Below are 11,590 nucleotides of genomic sequence, written 5' to 3' on the forward strand. Positions count from 1 at the left end.
AAATGGCAATAGTAATTAATATGCCTCGCCTCAGTGATACAATGGAGGAAGGTACAGTAGCTAAGTGGCTTAAAAATGTTGGTGATAAAATTGAAGAAGGAGATATCCTTGCAGAGATAGAAACTGATAAAGCTACGATGGAATTCGAATCTTTTAATGAAGGTACTTTGCTTCATATTGGTATTGCCGAAGGAGATGGGGCACCAGTAGATACTTTGTTGGCAATAATTGGAGATGAAGGTGAAGATATTTCGGGTCTATTAAACGGTTCTGGAGTATCGGCTGAAGAGCCAGCTGTTGTTGAAGAAGCAATAGAAGAAGTTGTTTCAACAACAGAATCTGTAGAAATTCCTGAAGGTGTAGTTATTATTAATATGCCTAGATTGAGTGATACCATGGAGGAAGGTACTGTGGCCGCTTGGTTAAAAAATGTTGGCGATAAAGTAGAAGAAGGCGATATTCTGGCAGAAATTGAAACGGATAAAGCTACTATGGAATTTGAGTCCTTTAATGAAGGTACTCTATTACATATAGGTATTGCTGAAGGTGAAGGCGCACCTGTGGATACTTTGCTGGCGATTATTGGTCCAGCAGGTACGAATGTAGATGGGCTTTTAAATGGGGTTCCCGTTGCGGCTCCGAAAGAAGCTACAGTTGCAGTGGAAAAAACAGCAGAAACGAAAGTTGTTCCTGCAAATGAAGCTACCTCTGTTCCTGATGGTCAAAGAGTGTTTGCATCACCCCTAGCTAAAAAAATAGCGAAAGATAAAGGTGTTAATTTAAGAGATATAAAAGGTTCCGGAGATCATGGTAGAATTGTAAAGAAAGATGTTGAGGGGTATACTCCATCACAATCTGCTTCCGTAGAACCAGTTGTAGCAACTACGGCAATTGCAAGTGCTGCCCAATTAATTTTACCAGTAGGAGAAGAGAGCTCAGAAGAAGTGAAAAATTCTTCTATGCGTAAGACTATAGCTAAAGTGTTGGTAAACTCTAAGACTACGGCACCACATTTCTATCTAACTATAGAAGTAGATATGGATAATGCTAAAGCTTCTAGGGCACAAATTAATGGATTACCGGACACTAAAGTATCTTTCAATGATTTAGTAGTAAAGGCTTGTGCAATGGCACTACAAAAACATCCTCAAGTAAATACTTCATGGAATGGTGATACTACTAGATATAACAAACATATTAGCGTAGGTGTCGCTGTAGCAGTGGATGAAGGATTAGTTGTTCCTGTTTTAAAGTTTACGGATCAAATGAGTTTATCTCAAATAGGTGCTTCTGTAAAAGAATTAGCAGGAAAGGCTAGAAACAAAAAGCTTACTCCAGCTGAAATGGAAGGTAGTACATTTACAGTATCTAACCTTGGTATGTTTGGTATTACTGAATTCACTTCTATAATAAATCAGCCAAATTCAGCTATATTATCTGTTGGCGCTATTGTTCAAAAGCCAGTAGTTAAGAATGGAGAAATTGTTGTTGGTAATACTATGAAAGTTACATTAGCTTGTGATCATAGAACGGTAGACGGAGCAGTAGGAGCACAATTCTTAATGACTTTAAGGTCGTTCTTAGAAAATCCAGTAACAATGTTGGCATAATATATATTGCAAATGTTGCTCAGAATATAAAGCATTCAGATTTATCTGAATGCTTTTTTTATCTTTATAACTTAAAGTAAGTTTATGCTAAAAATAATTCAAATTGCAATTTTAATATTGCTCGTAAGTTGCGGGTCTACAAAATTGAAAGAAACTGATGCTTCCAATATACCCAATAATCCAGAAGGGGTAAAAGGCAAAATTGTAGAAAATAAAGATAGTAGTGATAATTCTTTAATAGCTAATAAAGATTTAGCGGAAAAGGTGGAATTTTCGTCTGCGGAAGGTATTTCCTCAATAATGGCTTTTTTGGCATCTGATGAACTCCAGGGAAGAGATTCTGGAAGCGAAGGAATAGAAAAGGCAGCAAAATTTATTGAAACGAAATTTAGTAAAACTGGGGTGCTTCCTTTTTTTGAAAATTACCGAGATACCATTTCTAATTTTGATAAGGCTGCTTATAATATGGTTGGTATTGTAGAGGGTAGTGATCCTGTGTTGAAGAATGAGTATGTTATTATAGGGGCACATTATGATCATATAGGTATCCTTTCGGGAGGAGAAGATACTATTGCGAATGGGGCAAATGATAATGCGTCTGGAACCAGTGTTGTTTTAGAATTGGCACGCTATTTTGGAAAGAATAAATTAAATAAGCGTAGCATTATATTTGCTTTGTTTACTGCGGAGGAGAAAGGTTTATTAGGGTCTAAGCATTTGGCAAAAACTCTTAAGACCAAGAATTTAAATCTTTATGCTATGTTGAATTATGAAATGGTTGGAGTGCCTTTAGTGGATAAAGATTATTTAATGTATGTTACAGGATACGAACTATCTAATCTTGCAACTATTAGTAATAATTATGGAGGAGAAAAAGTAATTGGCTTTCTTCCAAAAGCTAAAGAATTTAATCTTTTTAAAAGATCAGATAATTATCCTTTTCATGAAACTTTTAATGTGCCATCTCAGACTTTTTGCACTTTTGATTTCACGAACTTTGAGCATTATCATAAAGTAGGAGATGAGAATGAGTTAATGGATTTTAATCATATGGCAAATGTTGTAAATACATCCATTCCAATTATAGAAGGAATAGTAAATTCTAGAACAAAAGAGATACATTACTAATGGCAAACGTTATTATTACAGGTACTAGTCGTGGAATAGGATTTGAACTGGCTAAGCTTTTTGCAGAAGAAGGACATAATGTACTGGCTCTTTCTAGAAATAGTAAACCAATTGAAGAATTGAATCATAGTTTAATTCAGACATTTCCTTTTGATATAAATGAAGAAAAAGACATCCAAACAGTTAGGTCTTATTTAGAAGATAATTGGAAAACCGTGGATGTGTTAATAAATAATGCGGGAGCCTTATTGAATAAACCTTTTTTAGAAACTACAGCAGAAGAGTTTCATGAAGTGTACAAGGTTAATGTATTTGGAGTTGCTGAAATTACAAAAGCGGTGTTGCCTTTTATGGTTAAAAATAGTCATGTGGTTACGATAAGCTCTATGGGAGGTGTGCAGGGAAGTGCAAAATTTTCTGGCTTATCGGCTTATAGCTCTAGTAAAGGAGCAGTAATAACTTTAACAGAGTTATGGGCAGAAGAGTTTAAAGAAACTGGACCATCGTTTAATGTTCTTGCTTTGGGAGCTGTGCAAACGGAAATGTTAGAAGAAGCTTTTCCTGGATACGTAGCGCCAACGACCGCATTAGAAATGGCGTCTTATATTAAGGAGTTTGCTATAAACGGTCACAAGTTTTATAACGGTAAAATGCTTCAAGTGTCTAATAGTACACCATAATTTTGATTGAATTTTATTTTAACTAAAATGGAGAGTACTTTAATAAAATATTTACCGGAAAGAGCTGTGGTTATGTGCTTACAGCTTATTAAAGTAAATAGAGTACATCTTAAAATAGTAAACGAAAGAGTTACACGGCACGGAGACTATAGGAGGTTGTCCAATGGACAACATCAAATCACGGTAAATGTTAATTTAAACAAATATAGGTTTTTGATAACTCTTGTGCATGAAATTGCGCATTTAGTGGCTTTTGAAAAATACGGAAGAGCTATAAAACCTCATGGTACGGAGTGGAAACGTACTTTTCAATACTTAATGTTGCCTTTTATAAGGCCAGAAATTTTCCCATCGAATATATTGCCGTTATTGGCAAGACATTTTAAAAATCCAAAGGCTAGTAGCAGTACAGATGAAAAATTATTTATAGCATTAAAAAAGTATGACGCACAACAATCAGAAAATTCTTACGTTTTTGAAATACCAATAGGCAGTATTTTCAGAATTTATAATGGTAAATTATACAAAAAAGGAAATAGAAGAGTTAAAAGAATAGAGTGCATAGAACTCGCAACTGGTAGGATGTTTTTGTTTCAACCAAATGCAGAGGTAGAATTAATAAAAGATTAGTATGAATAAGAATTATTATGCCGTTTTAATGGCGGGAGGCGTTGGTTCAAGATTTTGGCCAATTAGTACATCGGAATATCCTAAGCAATTTCATGATATGCTTGGAACAGGAAAGACATTAATCCAAAAAACTTTTCAGCGTTTAAATAAATTTGTACCAACAGAAAACATACTTATTCTTACTAATGAAAGGTATAATGATTTGGTTTTGGAACAGTTGCCAATGGTAACTCAAAATCAAGTAGTATTGGAACCTGCAATGCGTAATACTGCGCCTTGTATTTTGTATGCTTCTTTAAAAATTCAGAAAATGAATCCTAATGGCGTTATGATAGTTGCGCCAAGTGATCATTGGATAGAGGATGAAGATGCTTTTGCAAAAGATGTAACAGCATGTTTTGATAAATGTGAAAAGGAAGATGTATTGTGTACTCTAGGAATTAAGCCAAGTTTTCCGAATACAGGATTTGGTTATATAGAATATAATAAGACAAGCGAGACGGCGATAAAAGAGGTGAATCAATTTAGAGAAAAACCGGATTATGAAACGGCTAAAGATTTTTTGGCCCAAGGCAATTTTCTCTGGAATGCAGGTATTTTTATGTGGAGTGTATCTACTATTGTCAATGCATTTAAGAATTTTCAGCCAAGTCAATATGCATTGTTTGAAAAAGGATTATCGGTCTATAACACCTCTTCTGAACAAAATTTTATTAATGAAAATTATCCTAAAGCAGAAAATATTTCTATTGATTATGCTATTTTGGAGCAATCTAAGTCCATTTTTGTTTTACCAGCAACATTCGATTGGAACGATTTAGGTACATGGGGCTCTTTATATGATAAGTTAGATAAAGACTCAGAAAACAACGCTGTTGTAAATAGTAAAGCCTTAACAGAAGATGCCCAAGGGAATATGATTCGTTCTCCTAAAGGAAAAATTGTTGTTGTTGATGGTTTAAATGATTATATTATTGTAGATAAAGAAGAAGTTTTATTAATTTATCCTAAAACGAAGGAACAAGATATAAAAAAGGTACTCAATAAGGTTAAAGAAAAATTCGGAGATGAGTACGCTTAATTAATTATGAGTGAAAATTTAGATCAAGAAAATTCTAATAGTGTTATTGAAGAGGTTAATAGCGAAGAGGTAAAAAAGGACTTTCAAGGACTTCTTGGAAGTGCAAAACAGTTTCTGAAAGAGTTATTAGATATTCGCCAAAACACAGACTTAGAAGCTACTAAGGAAGCTATTATCGCAGATATACCTTTTAAAGGGCATACTTCTTGGATTTTAATTTGTTCTATTTTTATTGCTTCTATAGGTTTAAATGCAAATTCTACCGCAGTAGTAATAGGCGCCATGTTAATTTCACCTCTTATGGGGCCTATTTTAGGTATAGGTATGTCCCTTGCAATTAACGATGTAGATACTTTACGGCGATCTTTGAAAAACTTTGCTGTAATGGTAGTTCTAAGTATATTAACTGCTTATTTATTTTTTGTTGTATTTCCACTTCGAGACGAATCGTCAGAGCTTTTGGCGCGTACTGCTCCAGATATTAGAGACGTTCTTATTGCATTTTTTGGAGGCTTAGCATTGGTAATTGCCAGAGCTAAAAAAGGAACCATGGCATCCGTAATTTTTGGTGTTGCTATTGCAACAGCTTTAATGCCTCCGCTCTGTACCGTCGGTTTTGGTTTGGCAATAAACAATTATGAATATGCTTTAGGTGCAATGTATTTATTTAGTATAAATACAATATTTATAGCGTTAGCAACCTTTTTAGTTTTAAAACTTTTGCGTTTTCCAATGGTACGCTACGCAAACTCTCAAAAAAGAAGGCGTATAGGAAGAATAGCATCATTAGTAGCGATTTTGGTTATGATACCTGCGGGAATGACTTTTTGGGATGCGCTACAAGAATCTTTATTTAAAAAACAGGCGCAGAGTTTTATTACAGAAAAAGTAGCGCCTTACCAATTTTCTGGCTCTGGTAGGTTTATGGAAGATTTTACTGATATAGAATTTAATGGAGGAAAGGAGCCGTTTATTGAGTTGGTTTTTATGGGTAATGAAACAATACCAGATAATATTATTGCTACATGGAAAAAACAAAAGAATGAGGATGAAGATTTTGCAAGATTAAAGGGGGCAGAATTACATATTATTCAAGGTGCAAAAAATGAGCAAGTAGATCAATTGAAATATGTGGATCAATTATATGAATCTCAAAAAACCGAATTAATAGATAAAGATGCTCGAATCCAGCTATTAGAAAAAACATTAAGTAAATTAGGTAAGTTCTCTATTCCTTTTGAAAATATTAGTTTAGAGGCAAAAACGAATTATGAGAATTTGGAAGCCTTAAGCTTTTCCCCGAAAATACAAACCAATTTTACGAAATTGGATACTATTCCTGTTTTTGAAATACAATGGAAAAGAGAAGCAAAAAGATTTCAAACCGAGGCAGATACTAAGAAACTGCACGCATGGTTAATATTAAGACTGAAAGACAGTACTATACAGTTAAAAGAGATTATTCAAGATTAATTTCGTTCCTCTACAAACATTTGACGTACCTTTTTAAATAAGTCAGAGGAATATACAAAATCGGTTACGGCTTTATTATCCGTTTTAAATATTTCATTTTTAGAACCTTCCCATTCTTTTAGACCATTTTTAAGAAACACAATTTTTTCTCCGATTTCCATAACAGAATTCATGTCATGCGTATTAATAACGGTAGTGATATTGAATTCTTGCGTTATTTCTTGAATTAAATTATCAATAATAATAGCTGTTTTAGGGTCTAATCCTGAGTTCGGCTCATCACAAAATAAATATTTAGGGTTCATTACTATGGCTCTAGCTATAGCTACTCTTTTTTGCATACCCCCGGAAATTTCTGATGGATATTTATGATGGGCATCGACTAGATTCACTCTCTTTAAAACGGTATCTACACGATCCTGCATTTCGGACTTTCCTTGTTTAGTAAACATTTCCAACGGAAACATTACATTGCCAGCAACGGTCATAGAATCAAATAAAGCACTTCCCTGAAATACCATCCCCATTTCTTGCCTTAAATCTCTCTGTTCACTTTGTGTTAGTTCCGTATAGACTTTACCGTCATAGGAAATATTTCCTTCTTCGGGAATAAAAAGGCCTAATAAACATTTAAGGAAAACAGTTTTGCCAGAACCACTTTGTCCTATTATTAAATTTGTTTTCCCCTTTTCAAAAAGTGTCGTAACACCTTTAAGAATATGGGCTTTGTCAAAAGATTTGTGAATATTATTTACTTCTATCATTAGCCTAAAAGGAGTTGCGTTAGTATGTAATTAAATATTATAATGACTACACTTGTCCAAACAAAAGAGGTGGTACTAGCTTTTCCTACCTCTAGTGCACCGCCTTTCATATAATAGCCATGAAAAGATGGAATGGTAGCTAGTACAAAGGCAAACACTATTGTTTTTATAAAAGAATACGTTATGTGAAACGGAATAAAATCTAGCTGAAGGCCTTCAATAAAATCTGCACTGGTACTGAAACCCCCAAAAACCCCGGCAAACCAACCTCCGAATATACCAACATACATTGCTATGGCTATTATAAAGGGGTAAAGCATTAATGCAATAATTTTGGGAAAGACTAAATAGTTTAAGGCGTTTACGCCCATAACTTCTAAAGCATCTATTTGTTCCGTAACTCGCATTGTTCCAATACTGGATGTTATATACGAGCCCACTTTGCCTGCCATTATAATAGAACAAAATGTAGGGGCAAATTCTAAAATAATAGATTGTCTTGTGGCAAAGCCCACTAAATTTTTAGGAATTAATTCGCTAGTTATATTTAATGCTGTTTGTATAGCAACTACACCACCGATAAAAAAGGAGATAAAAATAAGTATTCCTAAAGAACCATAAATAAGTTCATCAATTTCCTTGAGAATCAAAGATTTCATTATGCTCCATTTGGTAGGTTTTTTAAAAACCTCCTTTATCATTAAAGCATAACTGCCGATTGACGCTATATAATTCATATATTAAATATATATTTCTTTGCGTAAAAATAACAATAAAGCTTGTCATTTAACTTCCATTTAATTTTTTTAAGAGGTATTTTATTTACTTTTACCTCGTCAATTTAGATATTATGCATGCCAAGAAGATTATAGCATTAGTATTACTTTCTTTATTTTTTAATTTTTCAAATTATAACTACGGTCAAAGGAAAAAAAAGGTAGAAAATAAAGAGAAAGAAGTAACAAATCCAAAATTAGTGGTTGGAATAGTCGTTGATCAAATGCGATATGATTATCTAACTCGTTTTTTTAATCATTATGGAGAAGGTGGTTTTAAGAAGTTATTAAGGGAGGGGTATAGTTGCAGAAATAATCATTTTAATTATGCGCCAACAAGTACTGGACCTGGTCATACCTCAATATATACAGGAACTACTCCTGCAACACATGGAATTATAGGGAACAATTGGTATGATAAAGAGGAAGGTGTATCGGTATATTGTGCAGCAGATTCTACATATTCATCTGTGGGAACAAAGACAAAAGCTGGCGCCATGTCACCGCACAGAATGTCCGTTACAACTATGACGGATCAATTAAGATTACATACCCAAAATAGAGGAAAAACAATAGCAATTGCTTTAAAAGATAGAGGAGCTGTGTTACCAGGAGGCCATACGGCAAATGCGGCATATTGGTTTTATGGAGGCAATGAAGGTAATTGGATAACAAGTACTTTTTATATGAATGCTTTGCCTCAATGGGTTGCGAAGTTTAATTCTAGCAGAAGAGTAGATGCTTATAAAAAATCCTGGAATACAATCAAGGATATTAATACGTATAAAGAAAGTGGATTAGATAACACCATGTACGAAGGGCTTTTTATAGGGGAATCTGCCCCTATATTTCCGCATAACCTTTTTTCTTTATGGGACGCAAATGAACATTATGATATTTTAAAAGCTACTCCTTATGGAAACAGTATAACGACAGATTTTGCTATTGAAGCGTTAAAAGGTGAAAATTTAGGTAAAGACAATAACACCGATTTCTTAGCAGTTAGTTTTTCTAGTACAGATTATGTGGGGCATAAGTTTGGTGTTAATTCTAAAGAAATACAAGATACTTATCTGCGATTAGATAAAGACTTAGAACGTTTATTTATTGCATTAGACAAGGAAGTAGGTAAAGGAGAGTACACACTATTCCTAACTGCAGATCATGCTGCAATACATGTTCCTGCTTATTTAAAAGATAATAAAATACCTGCAGGTTATGTTGAGAATAAAGGGATGAAACTTAGATTAAAGGAATTTTTAGAATATACATATGGAACTACCGATATTGTGAAGAATTTTTCTAATCTTCAATTTTTCTTAGATCATAAAATCATCAAAAATTTAGAATTAGAGGTTAGTGAGGTACAGGAGGCAATAGCAAAAGAAGTTTTAAGTTATTCTGATGTTGATAGGGTTTATACAGGGAATCAAATGTGGAAAAATCAATACACTAACGGTATTCCTTATATATTACAAAATGGTTTTAATCAAAAGCGTTCAGGCGATGTATTAGTTGTTTTAGCTCCTGGCACTATTCATTATCCTAAAACAGGCTCGACTCATGGTTCTCCTCAAATTTATGACACTCACGTTCCTTTATTGTTTTATGGAAAAGGAATTAAAAAAGGATATACATTTGAGAGAACAGAAATACCTGATATAGCACCAACAATAACTTCATTGTTAGGTATAGCTTTTCCAAGTGGAACTACAGGAAAACCAATTGTTTCTGTTTTAGAGTAATTTTATATTATGGATAATAGGCCTATTGGTATTTTTGATTCTGGAATTGGAGGCACTTCTATATGGAGAGAAATACAGGCGCTTCTTCCTAATGAGAATATTATTTATTTAGCTGACAGTATCAATGCACCATATGGTGAAAGGCCCAAAGAAGAAATACTAAAGTTGAGTATTAAAAATACGGAGTATTTATTAGCGCAAAATTGTAAGTTAGTTGTTGTGGCATGTAATACAGCAACAACTAATGCAATAGATTACCTAAGAACAAATTACGCTATTCCTTTTATTGGTATAGAACCAGCGATTAAACCAGCAGCATTACAATCTAAATCTAAAATAATAGGCGTTCTAGCAACAAAAGGAACGCTTTCTAGTAGTTTATTTCATAGTACAGCCGAAAACCATGCTAATGGAATTAAAATAATAGAAAGAGTTGGTAAGGGATTGGTTCCTTTAATTGAAAGTGGAGAGTTAAAAGGAGAAAAAATTAAAACCCTTTTATTAGGGTTTTTAAATCCTATGCTAAAGGAAGGAATGGATTATTTAGTTTTAGGTTGTACGCATTATCCTTACTTAATACCTGTTTTAAAAGAAATTCTACCAACGGATGTAAAAATTATAGATTCAGGTGAGGCAGTAGCTAGACAAACAAAATCAGTATTAGAAAAAAATGGAATTTTAAATACTTTAAATTTTAAAAGTAAGCATCAATTTTTTACGAATGCAGAGGAAGAGGTCCTTGAGAATATGGTGCAAAATGAAGATATGATGGTCTCTGTATCTTATTTAGATTTTTAAATACGTTAAATAAGTAAAGGCATATTTGTGCTTGTCGTCTTTGGGATGATGTTCTTTCTGTGTTAGTTTCCAAATACTATTATTAATTTCTGGAAAGAATGTATCCGCATCTAATGAAGTATGTACTCTTGTTAATTCTATTTTAGTAGCAAATGCTTCTCCTTGCTTATATATTTCTCCACCACCGATAATAAAACAATCTTCATTTTTTACCCATGCGAAGGCTTCTTCAAGAGAGTGCACAATAATACAATCGGGATAATTTACCGTATAATTAATATCTCGTGTAATAATTATATGAACTCTATTAGGTAATGGTTTAGGAAAACTCTCGAAAGTTTTTCTACCCATTATTATTTTATGTCCCGTTGTTAGTTTTTTAAACCTTTTAAAGTCATCCGGTAAATGCCATAATAAGTCATTGTCTTTTCCTAAAGCATTGTTTTCTGCAGCTGCAGCTATCATAGTTATGTTATACACTACTCTTTTTTTTTATTGATGTTATGTGTTGGAAATTCAGTTTCTATTTCTTTCTGAATTTCTAGAATACGTTTTTTTTGTTTGGAAACTAGTTTTTCTCTTTGTAGTCTTTCCCAATCTTTGCCCATAAATTTTTGAGTAAAAAAAACATTGAAAATATGAATAACAAATAAAAATGCCCAAAAGGTTATACCCCAGATAAACCAATTGTACTCCTCTCCGTATTTAAGAATTTTATTCACTAGAATTAAAAATACACTTCCAATCAAGAAAATTACAAAATGAGTATATAAACGTTTCTTTTGTTTAATACGTATTTGAGCGTTTTCTAATAGTTCATGTTGTTCAACATCTAAAGATGGTGCTTTTTTATTCTTGGAAAACATGGCAATACTTATATTTACATCAAAGATACAGTAATTCGT

The 11,590-nt window shown here is 33.3% G+C and carries 12 protein-coding genes; 8 read left to right on the forward strand and 4 right to left on the reverse strand.

Going from position 1 to position 11,590, the window contains the following annotated elements; all coding sequences use genetic code 11:
* Window positions 1–2: 2 nt before the first annotated feature.
* From Q0856_RS13910 to Q0856_RS13935, 6 genes are all read left to right on the forward strand, one after another.
* Window positions 3–1,610 carry a pyruvate dehydrogenase complex dihydrolipoamide acetyltransferase gene (locus Q0856_RS13910; protein ID WP_298506003.1) on the forward strand — a complete coding sequence of 536 codons (1,608 nt, stop codon included), beginning with the start codon at window positions 3–5 and terminating at the stop codon, window positions 1,608–1,610.
* 84 nt (window positions 1,611–1,694) lie between these two features.
* Entirely contained in the window at window positions 1,695–2,738 is a 1,044-nt protein-coding gene (locus tag Q0856_RS13915) for a M28 family peptidase (RefSeq protein ID WP_298506005.1), read from the forward strand.
* Window positions 2,738–3,418, forward strand: a complete 681-nt coding sequence (locus Q0856_RS13920; RefSeq protein ID WP_298506007.1) for an SDR family oxidoreductase — start codon at window positions 2,738–2,740, stop codon at window positions 3,416–3,418. The genes Q0856_RS13915 and Q0856_RS13920 overlap by 1 nt, the downstream gene beginning before the upstream one ends.
* Window positions 3,419–3,445: 27 nt before the next feature.
* A complete protein-coding gene (locus Q0856_RS13925; protein ID WP_298506009.1) occupies window positions 3,446–4,048 on the forward strand; it encodes a SprT-like domain-containing protein in 603 nt (200 codons plus the stop codon).
* A 1-nt stretch (window position 4,049) separates the two neighbouring features.
* The gene (locus tag Q0856_RS13930) at window positions 4,050–5,129 is read left to right on the forward strand and encodes a mannose-1-phosphate guanylyltransferase (protein ID WP_298479505.1); all 1,080 of its coding nucleotides are present in this window, start codon (window positions 4,050–4,052) and stop codon (window positions 5,127–5,129) included.
* 6 nt (window positions 5,130–5,135) lie between these two features.
* Window positions 5,136–6,602, forward strand: a complete 1,467-nt coding sequence (locus tag Q0856_RS13935) for a DUF389 domain-containing protein (protein WP_298479503.1) — start codon at window positions 5,136–5,138, stop codon at window positions 6,600–6,602.
* On the opposite strand, the gene Q0856_RS13940 is transcribed toward Q0856_RS13935, so the two are convergent.
* Both Q0856_RS13940 and Q0856_RS13945 read right to left on the reverse strand, forming a co-directional pair.
* Window positions 6,599–7,366 carry an ATP-binding cassette domain-containing protein gene (locus Q0856_RS13940; RefSeq protein ID WP_298506011.1) on the reverse strand — a complete coding sequence of 256 codons (768 nt, stop codon included), beginning with the start codon at window positions 7,364–7,366 and terminating at the stop codon, window positions 6,599–6,601. The two genes, Q0856_RS13935 and Q0856_RS13940, sit on opposite strands and share 4 nt — an antisense overlap.
* Window positions 7,366–8,103, reverse strand: a complete 738-nt coding sequence (locus Q0856_RS13945) for an ABC transporter permease (protein ID WP_298506014.1) — start codon at window positions 8,101–8,103, stop codon at window positions 7,366–7,368. Before Q0856_RS13945 ends, Q0856_RS13940 begins: the two co-directional genes overlap by 1 nt.
* Before the next feature lie 113 nt (window positions 8,104–8,216).
* Here Q0856_RS13945 and pafA point away from each other — a divergent pair, with 113 nt between their 5' ends.
* Together pafA and murI are read left to right on the forward strand one after the other, a co-directional pair.
* Window positions 8,217–9,887, forward strand: a complete 1,671-nt coding sequence (gene pafA / locus Q0856_RS13950) for an alkaline phosphatase PafA (protein WP_298479494.1) — start codon at window positions 8,217–8,219, stop codon at window positions 9,885–9,887.
* Window positions 9,888–9,896: 9 nt separating this feature from the next.
* Window positions 9,897–10,685 (forward strand): glutamate racemase, encoded by a 789-nt coding sequence (gene murI / locus Q0856_RS13955; RefSeq protein WP_298479491.1) that lies wholly within the window; start codon window positions 9,897–9,899, stop codon window positions 10,683–10,685.
* On the opposite strand, the gene Q0856_RS13960 is transcribed toward murI, so the two are convergent.
* Window positions 10,674–11,165, reverse strand: coding sequence for a dihydrofolate reductase (locus Q0856_RS13960; protein WP_298479488.1), 492 nt, complete (start codon window positions 11,163–11,165; stop codon window positions 10,674–10,676). The genes murI and Q0856_RS13960 overlap by 12 nt on opposite strands.
* A complete protein-coding gene (locus Q0856_RS13965) occupies window positions 11,165–11,551 on the reverse strand; it encodes a 2TM domain-containing protein (RefSeq protein WP_298506016.1) in 387 nt (128 codons plus the stop codon). The genes Q0856_RS13960 and Q0856_RS13965 overlap by 1 nt, the downstream gene beginning before the upstream one ends.
* Window positions 11,552–11,590 lie beyond the last annotated feature (39 nt).

The sequence above is a fragment of the uncultured Maribacter sp. genome (assembly GCF_947496775.1).
Taxonomy (GTDB): Bacteria; Bacteroidota; Bacteroidia; order Flavobacteriales; family Flavobacteriaceae; genus Maribacter_B.

Coding starts and splice junctions, on each gene's coding strand:
- Q0856_RS13910 (WP_298506003.1), top strand. CDS start 3: ATGGCAATAGTAATTAATATGCCTCGCCTCAGTGATACAATGGAGGAA.
- Q0856_RS13915 (WP_298506005.1), top strand. CDS start 1,695: ATGCTAAAAATAATTCAAATTGCAATTTTAATATTGCTCGTAAGTTGC.
- Q0856_RS13920 (WP_298506007.1), top strand. CDS start 2,738: ATGGCAAACGTTATTATTACAGGTACTAGTCGTGGAATAGGATTTGAA.
- Q0856_RS13925 (WP_298506009.1), top strand. CDS start 3,446: ATGGAGAGTACTTTAATAAAATATTTACCGGAAAGAGCTGTGGTTATG.
- Q0856_RS13930 (WP_298479505.1), top strand. CDS start 4,050: ATGAATAAGAATTATTATGCCGTTTTAATGGCGGGAGGCGTTGGTTCA.
- Q0856_RS13935 (WP_298479503.1), top strand. CDS start 5,136: ATGAGTGAAAATTTAGATCAAGAAAATTCTAATAGTGTTATTGAAGAG.
- Q0856_RS13940 (WP_298506011.1), bottom strand. CDS start 7,366: ATGATAGAAGTAAATAATATTCACAAATCTTTTGACAAAGCCCATATT.
- Q0856_RS13945 (WP_298506014.1), bottom strand. CDS start 8,103: ATGAATTATATAGCGTCAATCGGCAGTTATGCTTTAATGATAAAGGAG.
- pafA (WP_298479494.1), top strand. CDS start 8,217: ATGCATGCCAAGAAGATTATAGCATTAGTATTACTTTCTTTATTTTTT.
- murI (WP_298479491.1), top strand. CDS start 9,897: ATGGATAATAGGCCTATTGGTATTTTTGATTCTGGAATTGGAGGCACT.
- Q0856_RS13965 (WP_298506016.1), bottom strand. CDS start 11,551: ATGTTTTCCAAGAATAAAAAAGCACCATCTTTAGATGTTGAACAACAT.